The sequence below is a fragment of the Vibrio sp. R78045 genome (genome assembly GCF_042466085.1).
In the GTDB taxonomy this organism is placed as follows: Bacteria; Pseudomonadota; Gammaproteobacteria; order Enterobacterales; family Vibrionaceae; genus Vibrio; species Vibrio cyclitrophicus.
This window is the reverse complement of record NZ_JAXHBS010000013.1, coordinates 618,193-641,686: the sequence shown is the minus strand read 5'-3', so window position 1 is coordinate 641,686 and position 23,494 is coordinate 618,193. Positions and strand designations below refer to the sequence as shown.

The following is a 23,494-nucleotide window of genomic DNA, read 5'->3' as shown; positions in this document are numbered from 1 at the left end:
ATCATGTCGAACGATAACCAAGCACGCGCTAACCAGACGTCGAGCAAGCCACATGCGGGTGCGATTGCCTGGTTTGCCAATAATTCTGTGGCGGCGAATTTACTGTTAATGGGTGTGATCATTACTGGTCTGCTATCGCTTAACACGTTGCGTAAAGAAGCGTTCCCAAGTCTTGAGCCTGATGTCGTGTCGGTATCGGTCACCTATGACAGTGGCGACCCTATTCAAGCGGAAGAAGGCCTTGCGATTAAGATTGAAGACGCGCTAGAAACCGTGCCGGGCATTAAACGTATAACGTCAACTTCTGACGCGAACGGTAGCTATGTTTCTATTGAAAAAAACAGCACTTATGATCTTGATACTTTGTTGACTGACGTGAAGACTAAGGTTGATGCGATTAACAACCTGCCTGCCGACGCTGATAACCCAGTGATTGATAAAGCTCGAATGCAAGATCACGCCTTGTGGGTACAGATTTATGGTGATGCAGACAGAGCAACGCTGCAGAGTTTAGCTGAACAGTTGAAGTCAGACTTATTGAGCCAGTCTGCAATCAGTGATTTGGAAATCAAGGCTAAGGCTGACCCTATGATCTCGGTTGAGGTTGATGAAAACAAGCTTCAAGCTTATGGGTTAACACTGACCGACGTGTCAGAAGCAATCAATGCGGAATCTTCTGCAGCTATCTCGACCAGCCTTCGCAATGGTGAAAAAACCGTTCGTTTGAAGGTGTCTGAACAAGCGTATGAATTACAAGATTTTGATGCGATTCCTGTACTGACGACTACCGATGGCACTCAAATTACCTTGGGTGACATCGCCCATGTTGAAGACATGTTTGCTGATGATACTTTTGTGCTTTCTCGTTATAACCAACAGAATGCGATGGCTATTGAGATTGTGATGGATGAATACGGAGACGTAGTCAGCATTGTTGAACAGGCTCAACAAGTGGTAGAGCGCTGGGAAAACAGCAACATGCTGCCTAGTGATGTTGAAATCGAAACTTGGTACGACAAAAGTACCATGATCAAAGATCGCTTGAGTCTATTGGTAAAGAATGCGTTAACGGGTATTGCTCTGGTATTCATCGTACTAGCGGTATTCTTAAACGTGCGTGTCGCTTTCTGGGTAGCTGCGGGCTTACCGTTTGTCTTTTTTGGCACCATGTTCTTCATGACAGATAGTTTCATGGGGTTAACCATTAATGAGATGACCACCTTTGGCTTTATTATGGCGCTCGGAATTGTGGTTGATGATGCCGTGGTGGTCGGAGAAAGTATTTACTCGACACGTAAAGAAGACGGGGACTCAATAGACAGTACTATTCGCGGTACGATGAAGGTGGCATCTCCAACCATATTTGGTGTTTTGACGACAGTCGTTGCTTTTCTCGCGCTTGCTAGCGTTGAAGGCAAAATGGGGCAGATTTATGCTCAATTTGGCACTGTCGTGACGATCTGTTTACTGCTGTCTTTGGTTGAGTCTAAGTTCATTCTGCCTTCGCACCTTGCACACATTAATACTAAGCGAAGTGAAAAGAAGGGGATGTGGGCTCGTGTTCAACATACTGCCGATACTGGGCTAGGTTGGTTTAACAAGCGCATCTATTGCCCTGTGATTGAATGGGCGCTAAAGCTGCGTTATGCAGTGGTGATGGTTTTCTTGTCACTGCTTATCTTGGTGTCCGGGTTGCCTATGACGGGCGCGGTTCGTGTGGCGTTCTTCCCAGATATGCCAGGTGACACAGTGACAGCCGATATGTCGATGCAAAACGATGCCAGCTTTGGTCAAACACAGCAGAACTTGTTGGTGCTTGAAGCGGCAGCAAAACAAATCGATGAAACACTGAGATCTCAATACGGTGCTCAAGGTGAACCATCTGAATTGCTTAGCCTTCAGGTTATCGCCGATGCTGATGATTCGGGTCAGGTAAGAATTGAGCTCGACAGCGACAGTGTTTACACATCCAATGAATTTGCAGATTTGTGGGAAGAAACAGTTGGCCAAATGGAAGGCGTTAAGAAGCTGAAAGTCTTGTCTAAAATGGAGATGGTCGACAACTTTAAAGTTGAACTGAAAGCGTGGAATGAAGAATCAGTAACGGCTGCGGGCAATGAGTTCTTAGCCAAACTGCAAACCATCGACGGTGTGAGTGGCATTGACCACAACTTGGACCTTGGTGAACCTCAGTATCGCTTTGAATTAACACAACAAGGCCGAGCATTAGGGTTTGATACTGCAAGTCTTTCACAACAAGTGTTACAAGCGTTTGGTGGCGACATCGTTCAGCAGTTCCAACGTGGTAAAGATGAGGTGAAAGTTCGAGTTCGTTACCCAGAATCCGATCGTCAAACCATTGCTGATATTAAGCAGTCTAGTGTCAGAACCAACGATGGTACTGTGGTGCCTTTAAGTTCGGTTGCTGACGTGCATTCAGATTACCAAGTTTCAGAGATTACACGTATTGATAGCCAGCGAGCGGTTTATATTAGTGCTGTATTGGATAAAGATGTAGTTGCACCTGCAGAATTGGTTCATCAGTTGCAAGATACTTTGGTACCCAATTTAGAAGCGCAATACCCGGGGCTAACGGTGGACTTTGCTGGCGAAACCGAAGAGCAAGAAGAGACGGCCAGTTCCATGATGAGTATGTTTGTGCTCGCGATGATCGCTATTTATACCTTACTTGCTATCCCGTTGCGTTCATACATACAGCCAATGATCATCATGACCGCGATTCCATTTGGTATTGTCGGTGCAATCTTAGGACACTGGTGGAATGACTTAACAATCAGTATCCTATCGTTAAATGGTATTTTAGCGTTAAGCGGTGTGGTGGTGAATGATAGCCTGCTATTGGTGTCTCGTTTTAACGAGTTAATCAAAGAAAAAGGCAAGTCAGTTCACGATGCGATTGTGGAAGCGTGTTCTAGTCGTCTAAGAGCGGTGTTACTTACATCTGTCACCACGTTCGCAGGTTTGACTCCACTATTAAGTGAAACGTCTTTACAGGCTCAGTTCCTTATTCCTGCGGCCGCTGCGCTAGGTTACGGTATTTTGTTTGCTACGTTCATTACGCTGATTTTGACGCCAGCGCTATTACTGATTCAATGCGAAATTAAATCGCTGATACTTAAAGCAACTCACCGAGTTAAAGGCGTCGAGCAAACGGCTTAATAAAGGCTAAGCTAATGATGATATCTAGGCTGATGGCTGCCGAGTTAGTCTCAGAAATATCGGTCTAGATTCGTTACAGATCAAAATATTAAATCGCCGCATAACAAGCCACATTACAAACAATAATAGAGGTCGTCACGATGGCAGAATCCGTCACCAATAAACTCACAGATAAGCTCCAATTGCTTTTGGTTGAAGATGACCTCGATTTGGCTACTGCGGTTATTGATTACTTAGATTTGGAAGATATTCAATGCGACCACGCGGCGAATGGATTAGCTGGGCTCAATCTCATCGAAACAAACCGCTATGATGCGGTGATCCTCGATCTTAACCTGCCTAAAATGAACGGATTGCAAGTCTGTGAAAACCTGAGAACGCAAGGTATTGATACGCCTGTATTGATGCTCACAGCGCGGGATACCCTAGACGACAAGCTGATCGGCTTTTCCAAAGGGGCCGATGATTATTTAGTGAAGCCATTTGCGATGGAAGAGCTGATTGTTCGAGCGCAAGTCTTGGCCAAACGACGCAGTGGGCAGGTAAGTCGTTTATCCGTTTGCGACTTAGAAATCGACCTTAAACAACATCAAGCTTATCGTGCCAATTCTCCTTTAAAGCTTTCACCGACCGCATTGAAAATATTAGAGATCTTGATGCGCTCTAGTCCTACCCCAGTTTCACGAGAGACGATAATGCAAGGGGTGTGGGGGGACGAACAACCGGACAGCAACAGCTTAAAAGTACATATCTTTAATCTGCGCAAACAAGTGGATAGCGAGCAAGAGAATAAATTACTGCATACTATTGCTGGCAAAGGGTTTGCGATTAAGGAGTTACCTGAAAGATGAAGATTAGGCCAAGTTTAAGAATCTACGTCCTGCTGGCGATTTTGGTTACTGGAGTGACGACCATTCTGGTGCTATCGGCGTTGAGCATCAATTACTTTATCTCTGGGATGGATGTGGCTATGCGTGGCTCTATGATTGCTCAAGCTCAGCAAGAGGCTGTTAAGCCAGGTGAGCCAATGACCAATCAAGAGTTTACGGTTGCTACGCGCTGGAGCGATTTACCGCAAGGTATTCGAACTCATATTGAGCAGAGTAACGTTGAGTTAAACGTCATCTCGAAAAAGATTCTTGGCAAGTCGATATTTGCACCGCCAAAAGAAGGTTACTTTGTCATGAAGGTGATGAAGGGAGACGAAGTGCGTTACGTTTCGGCTGTGTTTGACCAAAGACAAGACCACTTTTTAGAAGACAAAGCATTGCCTCATTTTGTGACGATTTTTCTGACGGCGTTAGCCGCGATTATTCTGTTTTTTGCCATTTTAGTTTTGATACTACGAAAGGTAGCATCGCCCGTTGAACAACTAAAAAATTGGGCTAAATTGTTAGATAAAGATAACCTCTGCGAACCTACACCAGATTTTCATTTTAGTGAGTTGAATACTTTGGCAAATATCATTCGCGACAGCTTAAGTTCAGTTCAGAGTGGTTTAGAACGAGAGCAGAAGTTTTTAGGCTATGCCAGCCACGAGCTGCGCACGCCGATTGCAGTCACAAGAACCAATAGCGAACTGCTAGAGAAGTTGATTAAAAAGGGCAAGAGCCAAGAAAAGCAGCTTGAAGTGATAGACCGAATCAAGCGTGCAGGCTTTACCATGACAGATTTAACTGAAACCTTGTTGTGGCTAACCCGACAGCAAAATAAAGACCTACCAGTTGAGCACATACATCTTGGCGAATTGCTGCGACAGATAAACTACGACTTAACCTATCTATTAAATGGAAAAGCTGTGGTTGTAAACCTTGAAAGCGACGACACGCACTGCCAGTTACCTGTTGGGCTTACTCGCATTGTGCTGACTAACTTAATCCGAAATGCATTCCAACACACTGGCAGCGGTACTGTGCGTATTGTTCAATCAGGCTCAAAAGTCACCATCGTTAACCACAATACCGATGGCACAATCGAAGATAATCATTTGGGCTTTGGCCTAGGTCTGGAGTTAACTGAAAAGCTTCTGGCACAATATCAATGGCAATACCACAACCAAGAACAGGCTGGTGGACGTGAAGTGTGGGTGGATTTCTCATAATGCATTGGCTTGATCGTTTTAAAGTGTTTCGTTATCACCGAAAACAGACCCATCGTTGGAAAGGTAACAAGGCAAAGTCTTTGGGATGGACCAGCGAAGAGAGCCAACTGTGTCGCTTTGAAGTTATTGCGCGTTCGGCAGACTTTGAGAAAAAGAGTGTTTTAGATTTAGGTTGTGGCTATGGAGAGTTGTTTGAACTGCTTGATAGCATCTATCGAATTCGCTCATACACAGGCGTTGATCAACATACCGATTTTTTAAATAAGGCCAAGCAAAATTACACAGAACAACGCTGCGAGTTTTTATCGGGTGACATGAGCAAGATGAACCTCGAGCCACACGATATGGTTATCGCCAGTGGCTCATTGAACTACATCTCTCGTGATACAGATTACCTAACCAATATGATCACTCGTATGTTTGGATTAGCGAATCAGACTGTGATTTTTAACCTTCTCAATTCAAGTCAATATCCATCTCGCAATACCTTGATGAGTTACCACCCTGATGGCGTATATCGTTTCTGTAAAACGCTTTGTGATGATGTCTCGTTAATAGAGGGATACGCAGAAGGGGATTTCACGATAGTGATGAACAAAAGCGTATGATGACCTTAATATGAGCCAAAGCAACCACCTGAAATAGACAAAAGCCGCAAACCTAAAGAAGGGTGCGGCTTTTTGGGCTATTTAGACCAACTTATCTGTTACCGTTAATTTAACGAATGTTATTTAGCAAACGTAAATTCATCAACAGTCGTTATTGACTCAGTGGTTTGTTTTCTACGAGCCCATAAGGGATATTACTAAACACCTTAGGGTTGCCTTTTAGGGTTGGCGCTTCGTTTACTTGCTGCCAGTCGAGTAACATGATCGCCAGCACGTTGCGGTGTTCACCGTATTCAAGATCAAAATCACCAGTGATCGAAGGGATCATACCGCGTTGCTTGTCGATAGCGGATTGTATTGCGAGACGTGTTTTCTCAACAACGGGATCATTTTCTAAGCCTGCCAATAAGAAAGTTAACCCAACCTCAGCAATCACATCTTCTTTAGCACGTAGCAAAATCGTATCAATGTTCTCTCTGAAGTAATCGTAGATCCATTGATGTTCTTGTTCACTCACTTGGTGTTGATAGTACTCTGAGTCACCAAAGATCACGTGTGTCATGCCATAGAGTTTATTGCCGTACTGCTGGGTCGAAAGCTTCTTATCTTGCTCATCTGGGTAGGCCTTTTTGAAGGTATCGATGAACTGCTCGACAACATCTTGCTCTCCTAGTTGGCGTAGCCAATAGACCTGATTAGCTAATTGGGCAGCCCACGCTTTAATCATGTCTTCATTGGTCACGTATCGTGAGAAGTCATAACGACGAATGATTTCACGCAGCTCGGCATCATTGTTGTGTTCTAAACCGTATTCATTGGCTCGCGCCATAGAGCCTAGAAGGTCAACGCCAAGATAAAGGTATTCTGGCATGTGTTTGGTGATGTTGTAGCGTCGAACACTGCGCTCATCGTTATCGCCAACATAAGAAGCAACGCGCTTCTCTGAGTAGAGTACGATTTGCTCCATGGTATGAACGTCGTTCGATAGGGTGCTGAGTTTACTCGCTACACGTGCCATATCACTCCACACCGCAGCCGAATATTTATCGTCTAATGTTTGGCGATACATGCGCAGCCCGTAGTGACCTTCTTTGAAGGCGGGTAGGGTGTAAAGTTGAGTTTCGTATGTAGTGCGAATGAGGTCAGCTGATTGCTTAAAAGATTCTTTCTGAGATTGGAGATCATCAGCTTGGTATTGAGTCTCTGTTGCGCTTGGTTCCTGAAGCGTTTCCTGTGCGTGAACCGCAATTGCAAAGGAGGCTGATAACAAAGTGCATAGGGTTATGGTTTTTAACTTCATGTCGTAAGGTACCAAGCTGATTAATAGTACAAGTAAAATAACATTGATGAATCCTTTAATGTAAGGTTTGGGTCAATACAATGTAAGCTTTATAAGGTTCATTGAGGATTTTTGATTTAACAACCGGAGTGACTAATTGGCTTATCAGTGATGAATGACTCAATAATGAGTGGAGACCGGACGCTAAATGTGGATTTTTAACGACTTGACGGCATACTTGAAGAGTAAGCCAGAAATGAGCCAGTTAAAGGCAGTAAACAGAACAAAAGTGTTAGAGGTTCGTGAATGCCAAGTCGTTCTAGCAAGCAGTGGCCTGCCAAATTATTATCTTTGTTGTTTTTCTTGTTGGTTGTGAGCGCCATAGAGTTCTTTCACACCAAACAGTTAGTCTTCCTACAAAATGAATCCTATTCCGAGGCAAAGAGACAGCTCTCTATTATCCGATCTCGCATAGAAGCGACGATCGTTTCCGATATGTATATTCTCAATAGCTTATCAACCCTTGTATCCGTAAACCCTAATAGCGACCAAAAAGACTGGGAGCAAATTGCGCAAAATATTATTCGAGATGGTTTCCATATTCGATTGATAGCTTTAGCTGAAGATGATGTTCTAAATTTCGTTTATCCAATGGAAGGCAATGAACAAATCCTTGGCATTGACTATCGCGACCACCCAACCCAATGGGAATCGGTTGAAATTGCTCGTAACATCGGCAATACATTTATTGCTGGCCCATTTGAGTTGTTTCAAGGCGGCCAAGCCTTGATCACACGCACGTCTATCTTTAGAGATCCCCCTTTTAATCAAGACTATTGGGGAGTTTTGAGTGCCGTGATCGATTTAGATTCACTGCTCGAGGATGTTGGGGTCGATGGAATAGAAAATAAATATGAGTTTGCGATTTGTGGTGCAAATAGTATGGGCCAAGAGGGCGCTGTTTTCTATGGCAAAGAAGATGTGTTCAATAATGCCTTTACGACCGAGCAAGTAAATTTTCCATACGGTGGATGGTACCTTGCTTTATCTGGGAATGAGCATGTGCTTATGGATGTGCCTTGGTATCGTATCCATGGTGTTAGGCTTGTAGGCTACACTCTGATGCTTATTCTTGCGATTGCTTATATTATGATTTACCGGCTTTATCGTGTTGCGGATAGCCGATCAATGCATGATGAATTGACAATGTTGCCGAATCGACGCTATTTCATGTATAGCCTAAAGCAAGCATTTAAAACGGTTCAAAAACAGAGAACACAGACCTTTGCTGTGGTTAATATTGACCTCGATGGCTTTAAAGCGATTAACGATACTTATGGTCATGCAGCGGGCGACAAAGTTTTAATTGAATGTGCTAAACGGATAAAAAGTAAACTGCGCACCTCTGATATTGTTGCAAGAATAGGTGGGGATGAGTTCTTAGTGTTGTTGCCACGTATTATCGATGATCAACACGTGGCATCGATTACAAGTAAGCTACAAAGTGCGATTTGTGAAACTCCAGTCGTTTACGACGGGCACTCGATTTATCTCAGTATCAGTGTTGGTTGGGTAAGTTATAATGACAACTTCAATGATATAGATGGTCTATTGAAAGCTGCTGACGAAAAAATGTACCAACAGAAGCGCCAAGTCACCTAAGTTGAATCTGGTCTATGATTAGAATTTAGTTGCTGAAAGTGGGGAAAAGCCTCAGAATACCGCGCTTTGCTTCGTATCAATGATTTGATAAGCAAAAGCTGAAGCAACGCATTTTTATCGTGTTGCTCATACTAAATGTTATTCAACTGAGAAAATAATCTATGAGTTTTACCTCCCTTGGCCTTTCTGAACCGATCCTTAAAGCTATTGAAGCACAAGGTTACGATAAGCCATCACCAATCCAAGAGAAAGCCGTGCCTGCTGTCCTAACGGGCAAAGATGTTATGGCCGCTGCTCAAACAGGTACAGGTAAAACTGCAGGCTTCACGCTACCTATTCTTGAAATGTTATCAAAAGGCCCTCGCGTACGTCAGAACCAAGTTCGTGCGCTAGTGCTAACACCAACACGTGAGCTTGCTGCGCAAGTGAACGGCAGCGTAGTTAAATACGGTATTAATTTACCGCTTACTTCTACCGTTGTGTTTGGTGGCGTGAAAATTAACCCTCAGATGCAAAAATTGCGTAAAGGTAGTGATGTGCTGGTGGCAACACCAGGTCGTCTACTTGACCTATATAACCAAAATGCTGTGCGTTTTGACCAACTTGAAATTCTAGTGCTAGATGAAGCTGACCGTATGCTAGACATGGGCTTCATTCGTGATATCCGTAAAATCTTAGCATTTTTGCCTAAGAAGCGTCAGAACTTACTGTTCTCAGCGACTTTCTCTGATGATATCCGTAGCCTAGCAAAAGGCTTGGTGAACAATCCTGTTGAGATCTCGGTAAGCCCTGCAAACTCGACAGCGAAAACGGTTGAGCAAAGCATCTACCCAGTAGACAAAAAGAAAAAGAGCGCCATGCTAGCTAAGCTGATCAAAGATAACGATTGGCGACAAGTGTTGGTATTCAGCAAAACAAAACACGGTGCAAACAAGCTTGCTCGTTTCCTTGAAGAGCAAGACATCACAGCCGCTCCTATTCATGGTAACAAGAGCCAAGGTGCGCGTACTAAAGCCTTAGAGAACTTTAAAACAGGTAAAGTGCGAGTGCTTGTTGCGACCGATATAGCTGCTCGTGGTATCGATATCCCACAGCTACCTCAAGTGGTTAACTTCGATCTTCCGCATGTATCAGAAGACTATGTACACCGTATTGGTCGTACTGGCCGTGCTGGTGAAGTCGGTAAAGCAATTTCATTGGTGTGTGCTGATGAAGTGGGTGAGCTGTTCGGTATTGAACGCCTGATTCAACAGGTGCTAGAGCGTCGTGAACTTGAAGGTTTCTCCCCAGTAAATAAGTTACCTGAGTCTCGACTCGATTCTCGTCCAATTAAGCCTAAAAAACCGAAGAAGCCTCGTGAACATTCTGATGGCCAACGTTCAGGTGAGAACGCTCGCGGACATAAACCAGCAGGTAAAAACAAGCGTCATGTCTCTGGTTCAGGTTCTGCTCCTAAGCGTAAGCCAAATTCAGCTAAGAAGGCGACTGATGGCAATTCAGCCGTTGCAACGGATGATCAGTCAGTAAGAAATAATGGCAGTAACTATAAACGCGGTAATGCGGCTAACAAGCCTTCTGTGAATAACTCAGGTTCTCAAAGTACATTGGGTAAACCTAATGCTTCTGGTAAACCGAACAACTCTGGCAAGCCAGCAGGCGCAGGGAAACCTAAGAAGACAGGTTACGGTGGTAGCTATGGTTCAAATAAGCCTTCGGCGAATAAGCCAGCAGCGAATAAACCATCTAGAAGCCGTGCTAAGCCAGCACCTCAGAAATAGTTTTTCTTTGGTAAGTCGATAAGCAGATAGGTTAATAAGATAAGTGTTGTAGAGGTTCTGTAACAAGAATTGCTTTTTAGGATAATTCTTGTTCATTAGTCACTTTCTGCTACTTAACTCAAATAAACGCGAATATTGAATTTCAATGTTCGCGTTTTTTTATGGGTGTTGTTTAACAAACTAGCAGGGATTTATTTGTGTTTAAAGTCATTGAATCTAAGGGAAATAAGGTATGTAGAGGAAGGTTAATAAATCTTTAATGGTTCATTAATAACAACATAATCACTAGCGTTTTTGTTGGTTTTTGCAATTTGCAATTTCAGTTTGCAAAACAAACAAGGATTTACGTCTAATACGTGTCCAGATGCGTAGAAAATACGGGTTTTTAAAGTTGGCACGCATAGTGCATTAGTATTAGTGACCCTTCTTAAGCCGAGGGTCACCTAGCCAACTGACGTTGTTAGTGAACCCTTATTGTTCACACAAAATATATGACCAATCACCCTTTTGTGATTGGTTTTTTTTTGCCTGAATTTTAGGTCCCATTTTTTGTTATTACTTTTTACTCCCCGCACTTCGAGTAACAGCTTGGTTGGCGCGGGCATTCTCCTCCTCTTGAGCAGATAAGCCTCGCCTCTGTCTCTATCCCACGTTCAATCCAATTTATATTTAGAATCTTGGCTATTGTCGTGAGATCTTTCTTGATGTTACGTGGGATAACCACAGAACCGCCGTTATTAACGCATGACGCTTTAAGTTGCTCTGCTATGTCTCTTGAATTACCGCCTTGAGCATCAATCGCAGGGTTGAGATCTATACCAGCACATAACACGCGATTGTTGCCGGCAGGATCCGTCATATTGATAGATTCACAGCAGTAGATCCTTGGCTCATCGCCCACATTCAAAATGGAGATTTGAGCCGAGCTTCCCGCTCGAGGTTCTGATAATCGACGGAATACAGCCCAATGTTGACATGGATCAGCCACCGTTCTCATATTTCCCCAAGGTAGCGGAATCCCGTTCCCGCGGTAAACTGCCTTGAGTTTCCCCGGCCCATAAGCATCAAAGTAGTGCCAGTGAGGGTAGGGCGATACTACCGTCATTCGACGCATCGCAACAGAGGGGGAAACCCCTGCTCTTTTGTGAACGTCGATTTCGTAACCAGTACGGTCGAGTAACTGCCTAAACGGGACTTTTGGGCACAACAATGCCCCAGCAAAGAAGCTGGATTCAAAATCTCGCCATGCTTGTAGAATATCTTGAGAGTTGAGCTGTGAAGATCCTGATACCTGGTTGTCGTCCCATGTGTTGTTGTTACCGACCGACAACACACTCTTTAGGCCTTCTTTGCTGTGCAGAATGCAATGGCCGATATAAACCGAGAGGTCGTATTTCAGACGGGTAGGGTACTCTTTAAGAATCTCGTTCAAGAAGATCGTACCGGGAGGCTCAAAAAACGAGGTGACTAACTGCTTGGCATTAATCCCTAGCTCATCAACAACGTCTTGTGGTGTACGAGTTACCCAGCGGATGTTGATTCCTAGGTTTCTAGCGATGTCTATAAGGTCTTCTACGCTGAGGTTAAGGCGTTTTAAGCCCACTTCCTCTGCGGCGCGCTCAAGGTCGGGGAAGTGGTTCTGGTTGCTCTCTTGGTGTGCCCTAATCAAGAGATGCGCAAACTGACGGCCCGAGATTCCCGTTTGTGACAGCATTTCAGGAATAGCAATTTGTAGGATGTCGTTGGAGAAAAGGAAACTAGGCTCAAGTGCCATGCCACTTATCCCACCACGATTCCCTTTATCAGGGGCAATGGCTTGTTGTTCAGATTCATCGTCGAGGAACCAGGTTGGGTTCTTCTGAAAGACCTGTGCTACCACCTCCAGCATATCAATGCTTGGAACCCGCTTTCCACGTTCAATCATTGAGAGGTAAGAAACGGAAGGTGCGTATTCTGGGTTGATTCTAATACAACGCGCAGACAGATCTTCCATCGTTAAATGGTTACGTTTTCTTAGGTTTCGTATTTTCGTACCCAGGAAGTGTGACTGACGAACTAAACTTTTTGACAAGGCCATATTTGTAAAATTCACATTGTAAAATTTTTGTTGTGAAATTGTATGTAAAAAAGCGCTAATCTACAAACTAAGCAATTCACAAAATGACAAATAAATTAAACGTTAGTTTGGAATAATTGCTCTAGGACACATTTTTGCTGTAGAAATCGGTGGTTACCACCGGACTGGTCAAGAGGGAAAGACTATGAATATGCTGACATTCGATAAAACAGAAATCCAAAAACAATCAAAGCCATTTATCGCTGAAGCTGTCTTTGCCGTGGAGACAATCAGTGCCAACCAGCAAACTGAGAAGCAAGTGAAAGCGAAGCAACTGCTTGATAGACTTTTTCCGTTAGAGAACGGCTCACATCAAGATGTGACTAGCTACGTAGTCGATTACCGCCATATCATGGCTTACTTTAAAGATGGCCAGCACAGTGGCTTAAAGCACCCTAAACAGTTTGTAGCGTACATGGGTGAGAAGAATGACCCAGACTCTATCTTGTTCCGCGATAGTAGCGGAAGCCACTTAGAGGTGATGATTGGTTGCCATAAAGGAACGGGTTGTATTGAACTGGTTGAGATTAATGATATTCAACTTGAGTCTTGCACAACCTTTGGCCAGTCGCCAATGGAAGCTACGACCACAATGCGTGAAGAGACTATCGCAGCAATGCGCCACTGGATAAGTTTGATTCAAGGTGATGCGAAGGGTAAACCAAAGGCATGCAGTGAAGACAAAGAGTTCAGAGCAAAAAGTGGTGAAGATTACTGTCTAAATTATTGTTACCAAATCTAGTTACATGAAATAGGGTTGAGATAACTATAAAGTTAAAGCCAGTAGATAATCAATCGATACGTCTACTAACGAGAAAAGCCCCAAAGATTAACGCAGTAGTTAGTCTTTGGGGCTTTTTGATGCTCTTCTCAACGTATATTGATTAATGCTTCACTGGCTCTAGTTGAGATTTACTAGTGATAACCTTAAAGAGGCATGACTCGGTTACGGCCAAGTGATTTCGCTTCATAAAGTAATTTATCCGCGCGTTCAACTAATGACTGGGCTGATTCGCCTGGTTCAAGTTCAGCAACACCAAACGAAGCGGTAATATTACCAACCTGTTTTCCACTACGGCGATCTTTAATCGACAGCTTTTCTAGAGAACGTCGGTTGGTATCAGCAAGTTGGCGAGCTATGCGTAGTGATTTGTTTGGAACGATAAGAGCGAACTCTTCACCACCAAATCGGTATGCTGAAATACCTTCTCGGCAACTTAATTTCAATTTACGAGCAATTCCTTTAAGAACCATGTCACCAAACAAGTGGCCATACGTGTCATTGAAGTTTTTAAAATGATCGATGTCGAGCAGAATTAAACACAGAGATTGTTTCGCTTCACACAAGGTTTCTATATCACGGTCGAAAGACCGACGATTATAGAGCGTCGTTGTGCTGTCAAAAAGCGCATCTTTCTGTACTTCTACCAATTGGGTCTTCAGCTTGGTGATCTCTGACGTTGCAGAATTCAACTGAGAATTGAGAAATTGGGTCGAGTGACGGATATTCCGAGATTCTGAAACAAGTTGGCGAACCAAAGACATGACTTCATCGATAGACAAACTATCATTGTCAACACGAGCTAGATCCTCGAAGCTTTTATCGATCATATCGGAGAAAGCGGAGGTGTCAGTGAGCGTATCGTTCATCGAGTTCGAGACTTCAGAAACCAACAATTCTAAGTTTGCGCGAAGATCGTTGATGTTGGTTTCGGATTTGCTAGCAACATAATTGTTGTAAAGTTGCTCACCAATAGCTGGTGGGCAAATGCCGTAGCTTTCCAAAATACCATCCATGTCTTGAGTCAGCTGCGGGATAGCATTATCGACATAGGTGTACCAAAGTGCATAATTTGCAGGTGTGGTGGACACTCTGTTCTTCATCATAAGAGGTACCGCTTTTTTTAGATTAGCGGTGGATTTCTGAAATTCGTCTTTTTTCATTATTTTTACTGCAGATACCAAACTAACTCAAGCCACTTTCGGACAAGATTAGCGGATTTCGAAGGTCTTTGCTTCAAAAATTATATGATTAATGGATGAGGGTTGGATAAATTACTTATTTTTATTATGAATATCGATTGCGCATTGATTAATGGCAGGTAATGGATTGTTCTTTAAACATATTTTGGGTTGATTTTTTTGAACGAAGATTGGGTTTTTATAAAATTACAAGTGAATATGAGTGTTGTAATACTTCAATGATTCTCACTAAGTGACGTTTAGAAGCTATGTCCGAATAGTAGACGCCTAATACTAATCAAACTAAATAATGGGTCATCCTAGCTTGTTAAAACACTCGATAACATCGCTAGAAATTTTGATTGATGAAGTTTGACTCGTTAGGTATATACCGATTTAAACTTACATCGAAGGAAGGACAAAGATAGGGGAGATTTATAAGCAGACATAAAAAAGCGCCGATAAAAATCAGCGCTTTAAAATTCTTTTTAGCTAAAAGCTAATTATTGAGCAACAACGTTTGCTGCTTGTAGGCCTTTTTGACCGTTTTCAACTTCGAAAGAAACCTTTTGGCCTTCTTTCAGAGTTTTGAAGCCTTCTGAAGCGATTGCACGGAAGTGTACGAATACGTCAGCACCGCCGTTGTCTTGAGAAATGAAACCGAAACCTTTCTCTTCGTTAAACCATTTTACAGTGCCAGTATTTGTGTTAGACATAATTTGTCCCTTATTCATAAATTTTCTAAATTGTTGATTGCATTACTGCAATGCGCTGATAATTGAATTATTTAATATTGCTAAGAAATAAGGAAAAACTACTTACAAAAACGGGTAACGATTTTACATGTCATTTTTTACTATTTATCTAACTTAAATAACTCCGGCTAACAGAGCGAGTGCATGTTAACACAGTCTTTCCGATTGTACACTCATTGATTGATAAATCATCGAGTTTTTTTGTCATGTTGTGCCAACCGACATAAACTACCCTCAATAGCTGATAGTTTTATAGGGTTTTGCTGCAGTGACAAAGTAAAAAGGAAGCCTGTAGCTTCCTTTTCATCATTAGTATAGACGATCTTAACGTTTGAAGTTGATATCTTCGATTTGATCTAAGTTAATTTTTGTTTTTGCAGGTTGCGTTTCAGCAATTACCTTGCCGTGTCGAACTGAGTATTGAACTGGTACTTGGCGACGAACAGCATCAAAGCCATTGTCAGCAGGCAAGATCAGAAGGCTACCTGGTTTACCTTGTTCAATACCGTAGTTGTTTTGAATGTTTAGAGTACGAGCTGAGTTCTTGCTGATCAAATCAAGTGAGGTATTGATTTGGTCATAGCCCATAACTTGTGTTACGTGCAGCCCCATATGCAAAACTTGAAGCATATTTGCTGTGCCAAGCGGGTACCATGGGTCAAACACATCATCGTGGCCAAAACAAACGTTGATGTTTGCTGCTAGCATCTCTTTCACACGAGTCACGCCACGGCGTTTTGGGTAATCGTCGAAACGGCCTTGTAAGTGAATGTTCACTAACGGGTTTGCTACGAAATTGATACCAGACATCTTCAATAGACGGAACAGACGAGACGCGTAAGCACCGTTGTAAGAACCCATCGCCGTTGTGTGGCTTGCTGTTACCTTTTCACCCATCTCAAATTTATGAGCAAGGGCTGCCAGTGTTTCAACAAAACGAGATTGTTCGTCGTCGATTTCGTCACAGTGAACGTCGATCAGACAGTCGTACTTGCGTGCAAGCTCGAACACGTAATGCAGAGATTCAACACCGTATTCACGAGTGAATTCGAAGTGAGGGATAGCGCCAATAACGTCAGCGCCGATCTTCACTGCTTCTTCAAGCAACTCTTTGCCGTTAGGGTATGAAAGAATGCCTTCCTGAGGGAATGCAACGATCTGAATGTCGACCCACTCTTTCATCTCTTCACGAACTTCAACCATCGCTCTTAACGCAACTAACGTTGGGTCAGATACGTCAACGTGAGTACGCACGTGTTGAACACCGTTAGCGATCTGCCATTTCAGTGTTTGCTTCGCACGAGATTTAACGTCTTCAATTGATAGCAGTTCTTTGCGCTCAGCCCAACGCTCAATACCTTCAAACAAAGTGCCAGAGATGTTCCAGTTAGGCTCACCAGCGGTTTGAGTGGTATCTAGGTGGATGTGCGGTTCACAGAACGGTGTAACTGCAATGCCACCTTCAGCATCAAGAATGTCACCTTGATGATTAATTTGTGCGTCATTATCGAGAATGCGAGAAAATTGACCATTTTCAATCAGAATCTGTTTCAAGCCCTCTTGGTCTTGAAGTTTCGCGTTCTTGATTAATAAGGTTGTCATAGTGTGTCCTTAAGCGGCCTGAGATTTCAGAGCTTTTTTGTTCAATAGAGGATTAAGCACGAGGTAACTGATTGCACCACCTAACACTGCGTTCAAAGGAACAACGCCAGGAAGGAAATGACCAGCGGCTACGCCTGTTGCTACCGCGATAATGCCAGCCCAATTAACAGTTTGGAACTCTGCATTTGCAAAATCTTTGTAACGTTTACGATTCGCAAAGAAGTCGGCGATGATTACGCCACCAATTGGTGGAATCGCCAACGATAGGAAGGTTAGCCAACCTACGAAGTTGTTGTACAACCAAAGCGCGAAAATCGTACCGATGATGCCGTTAATGATAGACATTGTAGTACTTGAGCGACCAGTGATGTTAGATAAACCAAGGCCAGATGCATAAAGAGCGTTTTCATTGGTTGTCCAGATGTTCAAGCCAAGCACGATGATCGCTGGAAGCAGCAGCCCTTGTGCAATCATTACATCTGAAATGTCTGATTGGCCTGTTGCTGCTGCACCGGCTGCACCGAAGATAAACATCAGTGAGTTACCGATGAAGAACGCGACCATTGTAATTAATACTGCACTCGCTGGCTTTTTACCAAAGCGAACGAAATCGGCAGTTAAAGTACCTGCACTCACGAATGAACCGACAACCATTGCTAAGGCCATTGAGAAGTCCATTGGCGTCTCTGGCTTAATCAGTTGTAGCTGTTCTAACCCACCAACACTGTCTACCGCAGTCAATACTGAGTAACCACCTAAAATAGCAATCGCTGGAACAGCAATCGCTGAAAGCACCATTAGCGCTTTAATTCCGAAATACACTGTACCTGTCATCAAAAGACCTGACACAATGATCAAGGTGTTGGTATCAATACCTGTAGCTTTCTGTACTGGAATTGCGAACATCGCTACACCTACACCAAACCAACCGACTTGTGTACCACCAAGTAGAGCAGAAGGAAGCCATGAGCCTTTAGTACCGAAAGAGAAACGAGCAAGAAGGTGAGTAGAGAGGCCAGTAGATGAGCCGATGTAGCCAAGAAAAGAAGTGTAAATACCAAGAATTAGGTTACCGATGAGAACGGCGAGGAAAAAATCGTTGAATGAGAGGCCTGTCCCGAGTGAACCACCTGTCCACATACTTGCAGAGAAGAAAGTGAGTCCAAGCATTACCATGGTGAGTGAAGCAACTCCTTTCCTAGCCGATGCTGGAACCGGCCCAAGACTGTAGTTATTATCCGCAGCCATCTTTTACCTCCGCAATTGATCAAAATTAAAAATAACGGTTGCCGTATTGCAGGCAAACGAGCGCATTATGGTGGTATAAATCACATAGTCAATGCTATTTTTGTCAATAGTTGTACATCTGAGTAGGTTAACGAATTAATCGTCTTATATAACATGGGGTTATTTTTTTTATTGTGCCATATAAATAAATAGAAAACGTTTTCTATAACGCATTACTTGTCTAATGTCGGGTGTTGGATGTTAATGTTGGTTATTATTATTTTGAATGGGTGTCTGTATATTTAGGAGGGGGGTTAATCAAACGACAGGCAAAAAAATAGCCAATCGCAATAACCGCAATTGGCTTATATATTTTGTGAACAAGAAAGGTTCACTAACAACGTCAGTTGGCTAGGTGACCCTCGGCTTAAGAAGGGTCAATATATACATTGCAGGTAGTGTGCCAACTTTTAAAACAGCATGAAACGGTTGTTTTATAGCAATTTGGTGCGTATTTGAGCGTTTTGTTCGCTTTTTTGGAATTCGATATCGCATTTTGCAATTGCAATTTGCAAGTGTTGGTCGTTTGGTCGCCAATAAGAGTAAACGGTAGAGGCGCTGAGGTTTCTGCATTTTTAAGTTCTTTTAGACCTTTATTAGATAGAATTTGTAGCCGAAAAAATAGAAAAAACTGAAAGTTAAAAAAACAGAAAGCCCGTAATATCTGAGAACGTACGGGCTTTCTTTTTTTGACTAATGAGGCGTGTTAGATGGAGTAAAAGAAGTATAGTTGAGACTTCATTCGAATGATGATTCCACGAATCACATCTAGGAAACCCATAAAGCTAATTGGCTTTTCACCGCTTACCCATGCTAGTCCAACAGAACCTACTGGTATATCGTAACCTTCCGCTTCATCAATTTTTAGACGGACAAAGTGATGCTTGTTCTGAAGGTTTCGACCTGTCGTTACACGAACTTGCTCATCGAGGCCTAGTAAGTTAGCTTGTGCTTCGCCTGTCGCTTCTACAATACCTTCTACGGTCGCAGAGAATATTTTCCCCGGGTATGCGGCGGTAGAAAACTCTGCGGGTTGGCCAACCTTTACGTTACGAATCGCTTGGTGATTCACTCGCATCAATACATACTTTTCTTCGGTATACATTTGGATACGAGGCATCATTGAAACTCGCTGTCCTTCACGAAGGATAAAGTTTGTCACAAAGCCGTCGGTTGGAGCGGTTACCTTGGTGCTGTTCAGATCCCATTGTGCTTGTGCCAACGTAGCCTTTGCTGAATCGACTTCAGTTTGCTTTTTACTCACATTGGTTTCTGCTTTGTGGATGTTTAGTTTCGCATTTTCGGCATCGACTTCTTTTTTACTGAGCTGAGACTCTAGGGTTGTGACATTATGAGTTGCTAAGTCTACCTTTGCCGTTTGTTGGTCGATGTCAGTTTCAGTAATCGTATGTTCTACGACACTGTTTTGCTTCTGGTAACGATCAAGCGTTTTTGATTGCAGTACTAAGTCTGTTTTTGCTGATTCTATTTGTGCAATCGAAGCCTTGATGTCTTCAAGCGCTGATTGGTAACTGATTTTAGCAATACTAACTTCTTGATGAGCTGTGTCTAAAGCGACTTCCGTTGATTCAAGTTGAACACTGGCTTTGTCTCTTGCGATTACATATTTAGTGTCATCAATCTCATAAAGAAGCTGCCCTTCCATGACATCTTGGTTTGGACTGATGTGAACTTTAGTCGTTTTCCCTGTTACCGCTGTTGAGTCCGGACGTAACTGAATATGTGGAGACTGAACAACTGAACCACCCGACAGATCCATCGGAGTGTAGTTGATCAATCCAACCCACACGAACATCAACCATGACGTACCACCGAGATAAGCGAACGCCTTAGTGCCTTTGTTCCACGGCATGCCCACTAGTCTCAGTAAATAAATGAACAGTGCCCAAATAGCTAAACCTTCTAACATACTGGGTTCTCCTCATTTTTATCGTTTTGTTCTGGTTGAACGTCAGGTTTAGCTGGCGCTTTCCATGTGTCCCTCAGGTTAATAATGGCTTTTTCCATATCAACAAAGGCCAATATGACGGCAAGTACCCATACCCAATGCCAAATAAAACCAATCCATGTTAATGCGGTGATTAAGCCGAGTTGTTGATGCTCTTTACTGTGAGCTTTATTGATTGGTAATTCATGAACACGCCAGAATCCGTAACATGCAGCCGCGATAGTTGCGACTAATACAACGCCTGCTACGACGTGCAATGCGGTATCGGCACCGGTTCCGACAAATGGGACACTTAATAAACTCATTGATAAATCCTAAGCTAAATGATGCGCCGAGTGTGATGGACGTCGGATTTATAGGTTGTAAATTTACCAATTATTTCGATAATAGTGTTTATATGATTTGATCTATCATTAAACTTCTAGGGGGCAGCGACGAATGAACCATTGTAACTTCTTAAGAGCGTTAGGAATTTTGGGTATTTATCAGCATGCAGTGACGAATCCCATGGTTAATGTGGAGCGTTTAGGTATTCCTAAGTCGGTATTTAGTAACTCGATGAACCTCATTCCGGTGAATGAAGTTGATAAATGGTATGACTTGCTTGAACAGCAAACTAATGATCCGGATATCATATTGAAATTGGCCGATCGTGTCGATATTGAAAGATTAGGCCCGTTAACGAATTGGTTTTTTTCTGGTCACGATCTTGCGTCGACGATTCGTAGAGTCAACATCGGACTGCACTGTTTACAGTCGGGTGCTTTCTTATACGGTGCTCAAGTCGGGACCATGATTAAATGGTGCTACGACAATCCCGCTTACACGGAAACGGGCAAAGTACACGACTCAATAAGAGTGGCAATTTTCATTATGAAGATTTTGCGCCGTTATTTAGGGGATGATTTTAAACCTGTGGCGGTATCAATTGCCGGCCATCGAGATAACGTTGATCTTTACCATGAGTATTTCGGTTGCACGGTTCAATGGGGGCAGCCGCGTACAGAGGTTTGGATACGGAGTGAGTCTAGGTTATCCATTAATCAATCACCATCGAACAGTAAAACGAATCTGGCGATGAATTTTCATGACTTAGACAATTATCTCAATATGCCGGATGCTGGTGATGAACATAAGGTGACTTATGAGATGATCAATTATAGTCGTCATTTTGGTTTGCCTACCTTACATAAAGTTTCCAGTTTACTCGGTCTATCTGAACAGCAGTTCCAGCGACGATTACACAAATTGGGTGTTAACTTTTCTACCATAATGGGATACGCGTTAAGCAACGTGGCCGTGGAACTGTTGTTGTATTCAGTGCCGATAGAAGAAGTTGCAACGAGATTAGGTTATACCAATGTCGCGAGCTTTAATAGGATGTTCAAAAAACACCGAGGACTAACACCTAAGCAGTATATTGAACGTTTTGATAGTGAATGCTGATCATTACTTTTATTAGCCTTTGACTCGCTTTTGAAAGTGAGTGGTTAAATAAACGATAACCCAAGTACTAAGGATAAAAGGAGCCGTCAGCGGCAGTAGTGACAATTCATGAAAACCGAGTGTGATGAGGCTGCTCAAAAGAATGCCTAATAGGATTAACGGCCATGGGATTCGTGTATAAAGCACAAGCGCAAGAGTCGAAAGAATGGCATTGTACCCATAAAGACCTTGCTCAATTAGCGCGCCAGAAGCGCCAATTATATGGCTAAAAGCTGTGCTGAGAACGACCGAAGCAACGACCCACAGAGCATGTTTTAGGTTGTTAAGTGCGATGGCGATTAAGATAACTAGCCCCGACAATGCATTTTCGATAAAGCTGACTTGGCTGATCCCTTTTAAGAGCGGGATCACCACTGCTGACAAATTAAACCATGAACCTTGCTCAATACTGATTATTGGAACGAATACAGAGGTGGGGGTAGCAAAGGCCGATAGATCTAAGGTCGATTGGATAACATAAATTAGCCAAGATGTGAGGACAAAAGCGCTGGTGTAAGCGCGATACTTCTTAAAGCTGAATACAATGTTGGCTATGGGAACGGTGAGCAACGCGCCGAACACAGTGACTAGGACCAATAATGGTGTGACACCAAAAAAGTTACCGATAAACAAACCAATTAAAGCGCCATTTAATGCGTACATGCCGCTACTAATGTTGTCAACTGACTTGTTTGTGTTGCTGAAGGTAAATATATAAAAGACCAATGCATAACTGCAACTTGCACCAAGCAGGGTTAGGCAAGCCAGTGCCAGTGATTCAATAGAAATAGCAAGCAACAGCAGAAGTGACGTCATGACGGACGGTGTGAAATAGACTTGCCCAATACCATTGAGCAAGCCTTTAAGTGGGAGAGTGTCCTTATTCATCGTCATCATCTGATTACATTATTGAGTCATGTTAATTTTCTGTAAGTCAGATTGTATATAACTCCGTTCCGTTGACCATATTGGTGTGTTAATTTTGATACCAACGTTCGCCATAGGCTGCTTGATAATCTGGTTTTTCGATGAGGCCTTTCTGCTCGGGAACCGTTTCCAGTGGCCCTACAACGGTGCGATAAGGCAACACACCCGCCCAGACGGGAATATCCATATCAGTTTTATCATCATTTACACCATGTTTACCAATCTTCACGGATGCTTCCGTTAAAGGTATCGCCAATAACTCGGTCGCCTTGAGCTCTTTCTCATTACTGAGCCTGACTTCGCTGGTTCTTCCCGGTGCGATTTGCTCGATAAAGATATTCAACAAGCGATCCTTTTCATGATTGTCATCGATGACTGAGAATAACCCCAATACAACAGCAGAACGATAATGCGCGCTGTGATGAAATGCAGAGCGTGCTAGCACCCATCCATCAAACAAAGTGAACGTTAGGCAGGTTGGTTCTCCCTTTTTTAAGCCTTTTAATAATCGACTGTTTTTAGCGCCATGAATGTAGACCATGTCATCTACTCGCCATGCGAGCATCGGAATTATCATCGGACCTTGATCACCCTGTAATGCGATATGTGCGATTAAGCTCTCGTCGATGATTTGATGCAGTTTTTCTGTGTTAAATACGGCCTTGTGAGCCCCTTTCTTAATCGTTGTTCTTTTCGTGTTAGATAACATAATCGCTCCTTAATCATTGCCTTTTGATCAATGTATCGATTAACTGGTCTATTAAATAGAGCCACTTTTAAACA

The 23,494-nt window shown here is 43.0% G+C and carries 18 protein-coding genes; 8 read left to right on the top strand and 10 right to left on the bottom strand.

From position 1 onward, the window contains the following. Positions 1-3 precede the first annotated feature (3 nt). From SJY39_RS13445 to SJY39_RS13430, 4 genes are all read left to right on the top strand, one after another. Positions 4-3,180 carry an efflux RND transporter permease subunit gene (locus SJY39_RS13445; RefSeq protein WP_016784178.1) on the top strand — a complete coding sequence of 1,059 codons (3,177 nt, stop codon included), beginning with the start codon at positions 4-6 and terminating at the stop codon, positions 3,178-3,180. Between the two features lie 140 nt (positions 3,181-3,320). After that, positions 3,321-4,031: a response regulator transcription factor gene (locus SJY39_RS13440; protein WP_010428552.1), complete on the top strand. Its 711-nt coding sequence runs from the start codon at positions 3,321-3,323 to the stop codon at positions 4,029-4,031. After that, positions 4,028-5,281: a HAMP domain-containing sensor histidine kinase gene (locus SJY39_RS13435; protein WP_016794937.1), complete on the top strand. Its 1,254-nt coding sequence runs from the start codon at positions 4,028-4,030 to the stop codon at positions 5,279-5,281. The genes SJY39_RS13440 and SJY39_RS13435 overlap by 4 nt, the downstream gene beginning before the upstream one ends. Continuing rightward, the gene (locus tag SJY39_RS13430; RefSeq protein WP_016789409.1) at positions 5,281-5,889 is read left to right on the top strand and encodes a class I SAM-dependent methyltransferase; all 609 of its coding nucleotides are present in this window, start codon (positions 5,281-5,283) and stop codon (positions 5,887-5,889) included. Before SJY39_RS13435 ends, SJY39_RS13430 begins: the two co-directional genes overlap by 1 nt. A 151-nt stretch (positions 5,890-6,040) precedes the next feature. On the opposite strand, the gene SJY39_RS13425 is transcribed toward SJY39_RS13430, so the two are convergent. Continuing rightward, positions 6,041-7,189: a DUF3541 domain-containing protein gene (locus tag SJY39_RS13425; RefSeq protein WP_010428558.1), complete on the bottom strand. Its 1,149-nt coding sequence runs from the start codon at positions 7,187-7,189 to the stop codon at positions 6,041-6,043. A 285-nt stretch (positions 7,190-7,474) separates the two neighbouring features. Between SJY39_RS13425 and SJY39_RS13420 the strand changes: the two genes are divergently transcribed. Together SJY39_RS13420 and SJY39_RS13415 are read left to right on the top strand one after the other, a co-directional pair. After that, the gene (locus SJY39_RS13420; RefSeq protein WP_010428560.1) at positions 7,475-8,830 is read left to right on the top strand and encodes a diguanylate cyclase; all 1,356 of its coding nucleotides are present in this window, start codon (positions 7,475-7,477) and stop codon (positions 8,828-8,830) included. 161 nt (positions 8,831-8,991) lie between these two features. Beyond that, on the top strand, positions 8,992-10,608 hold the full coding sequence (locus SJY39_RS13415) for a DEAD/DEAH box helicase (protein WP_016769118.1): 1,617 nt from the start codon (positions 8,992-8,994) through the stop codon (positions 10,606-10,608). Positions 10,609-11,170: 562 nt separating this feature from the next. On the opposite strand, the gene SJY39_RS13410 is transcribed toward SJY39_RS13415, so the two are convergent. Beyond that, complete coding sequence (locus SJY39_RS13410) at positions 11,171-12,700, bottom strand: DUF3612 domain-containing protein (RefSeq protein WP_080572690.1); 1,530 nt, start codon at positions 12,698-12,700, stop codon at positions 11,171-11,173. Positions 12,701-12,869: 169 nt separating this feature from the next. On the opposite strand from SJY39_RS13410, the gene SJY39_RS13405 reads away from it, so the two are divergent. After that, positions 12,870-13,466, top strand: coding sequence for a malate synthase (locus SJY39_RS13405; protein ID WP_010428571.1), 597 nt, complete (start codon positions 12,870-12,872; stop codon positions 13,464-13,466). A gap of 185 nt (positions 13,467-13,651) precedes the next feature. Here the strand turns inward: SJY39_RS13405 and SJY39_RS13400 are convergent, their stop codons facing one another. The 6 genes from SJY39_RS13400 to SJY39_RS13375 form a co-directional block, all read right to left on the bottom strand. Continuing rightward, positions 13,652-14,668 carry a GGDEF domain-containing protein gene (locus tag SJY39_RS13400; protein ID WP_010428574.1) on the bottom strand — a complete coding sequence of 339 codons (1,017 nt, stop codon included), beginning with the start codon at positions 14,666-14,668 and terminating at the stop codon, positions 13,652-13,654. Positions 14,669-15,189: 521 nt separating this feature from the next. Next, the gene (locus SJY39_RS13395; protein ID WP_004730009.1) at positions 15,190-15,402 is read right to left on the bottom strand and encodes a cold-shock protein; all 213 of its coding nucleotides are present in this window, start codon (positions 15,400-15,402) and stop codon (positions 15,190-15,192) included. A gap of 363 nt (positions 15,403-15,765) precedes the next feature. After that, positions 15,766-17,043 carry a cytosine deaminase gene (locus SJY39_RS13390; RefSeq protein WP_010428579.1) on the bottom strand — a complete coding sequence of 426 codons (1,278 nt, stop codon included), beginning with the start codon at positions 17,041-17,043 and terminating at the stop codon, positions 15,766-15,768. A gap of 9 nt (positions 17,044-17,052) precedes the next feature. Then, positions 17,053-18,291 carry a cytosine permease gene (codB, locus tag SJY39_RS13385; protein WP_010428581.1) on the bottom strand — a complete coding sequence of 413 codons (1,239 nt, stop codon included), beginning with the start codon at positions 18,289-18,291 and terminating at the stop codon, positions 17,053-17,055. A gap of 745 nt (positions 18,292-19,036) precedes the next feature. Further along, complete coding sequence (locus tag SJY39_RS13380) at positions 19,037-20,260, bottom strand: HlyD family secretion protein (RefSeq protein ID WP_372275354.1); 1,224 nt, start codon at positions 20,258-20,260, stop codon at positions 19,037-19,039. Next, a complete protein-coding gene (locus SJY39_RS13375) occupies positions 20,254-20,604 on the bottom strand; it encodes an MFS transporter (RefSeq protein ID WP_010428586.1) in 351 nt (116 codons plus the stop codon). The genes SJY39_RS13380 and SJY39_RS13375 overlap by 7 nt, the downstream gene beginning before the upstream one ends. A gap of 133 nt (positions 20,605-20,737) precedes the next feature. Between SJY39_RS13375 and SJY39_RS13370 the strand changes: the two genes are divergently transcribed. Beyond that, a complete protein-coding gene (locus SJY39_RS13370) occupies positions 20,738-21,745 on the top strand; it encodes an AraC family transcriptional regulator (RefSeq protein ID WP_010428587.1) in 1,008 nt (335 codons plus the stop codon). A gap of 12 nt (positions 21,746-21,757) precedes the next feature. Here the strand turns inward: SJY39_RS13370 and SJY39_RS13365 are convergent, their stop codons facing one another. Then, a complete protein-coding gene (locus tag SJY39_RS13365) occupies positions 21,758-22,681 on the bottom strand; it encodes an urea transporter (RefSeq protein WP_016769123.1) in 924 nt (307 codons plus the stop codon). A 79-nt stretch (positions 22,682-22,760) separates the two neighbouring features. Continuing rightward, positions 22,761-23,420 carry a pyridoxamine 5'-phosphate oxidase family protein gene (locus SJY39_RS13360; RefSeq protein ID WP_016796957.1) on the bottom strand — a complete coding sequence of 220 codons (660 nt, stop codon included), beginning with the start codon at positions 23,418-23,420 and terminating at the stop codon, positions 22,761-22,763. Positions 23,421-23,494 lie beyond the last annotated feature (74 nt).

Coding starts and splice junctions, on each gene's coding strand:
- SJY39_RS13445 (WP_016784178.1), top strand. CDS start 4: ATGTCGAACGATAACCAAGCACGCGCTAACCAGACGTCGAGCAAGCCA.
- SJY39_RS13440 (WP_010428552.1), top strand. CDS start 3,321: ATGGCAGAATCCGTCACCAATAAACTCACAGATAAGCTCCAATTGCTT.
- SJY39_RS13435 (WP_016794937.1), top strand. CDS start 4,028: ATGAAGATTAGGCCAAGTTTAAGAATCTACGTCCTGCTGGCGATTTTG.
- SJY39_RS13430 (WP_016789409.1), top strand. CDS start 5,281: ATGCATTGGCTTGATCGTTTTAAAGTGTTTCGTTATCACCGAAAACAG.
- SJY39_RS13425 (WP_010428558.1), bottom strand. CDS start 7,189: ATGAAGTTAAAAACCATAACCCTATGCACTTTGTTATCAGCCTCCTTT.
- SJY39_RS13420 (WP_010428560.1), top strand. CDS start 7,475: ATGCCAAGTCGTTCTAGCAAGCAGTGGCCTGCCAAATTATTATCTTTG.
- SJY39_RS13415 (WP_016769118.1), top strand. CDS start 8,992: ATGAGTTTTACCTCCCTTGGCCTTTCTGAACCGATCCTTAAAGCTATT.
- SJY39_RS13405 (WP_010428571.1), top strand. CDS start 12,870: ATGAATATGCTGACATTCGATAAAACAGAAATCCAAAAACAATCAAAG.
- SJY39_RS13400 (WP_010428574.1), bottom strand. CDS start 14,668: ATGAAAAAAGACGAATTTCAGAAATCCACCGCTAATCTAAAAAAAGCG.
- SJY39_RS13395 (WP_004730009.1), bottom strand. CDS start 15,402: ATGTCTAACACAAATACTGGCACTGTAAAATGGTTTAACGAAGAGAAA.
- SJY39_RS13390 (WP_010428579.1), bottom strand. CDS start 17,043: ATGACAACCTTATTAATCAAGAACGCGAAACTTCAAGACCAAGAGGGC.
- codB (WP_010428581.1), bottom strand. CDS start 18,291: ATGGCTGCGGATAATAACTACAGTCTTGGGCCGGTTCCAGCATCGGCT.
- SJY39_RS13380 (WP_372275354.1), bottom strand. CDS start 20,260: ATGTTAGAAGGTTTAGCTATTTGGGCACTGTTCATTTATTTACTGAGA.
- SJY39_RS13375 (WP_010428586.1), bottom strand. CDS start 20,604: ATGAGTTTATTAAGTGTCCCATTTGTCGGAACCGGTGCCGATACCGCA.
- SJY39_RS13370 (WP_010428587.1), top strand. CDS start 20,738: ATGAACCATTGTAACTTCTTAAGAGCGTTAGGAATTTTGGGTATTTAT.
- SJY39_RS13365 (WP_016769123.1), bottom strand. CDS start 22,681: ATGATGACGATGAATAAGGACACTCTCCCACTTAAAGGCTTGCTCAAT.
- SJY39_RS13360 (WP_016796957.1), bottom strand. CDS start 23,420: ATGTTATCTAACACGAAAAGAACAACGATTAAGAAAGGGGCTCACAAG.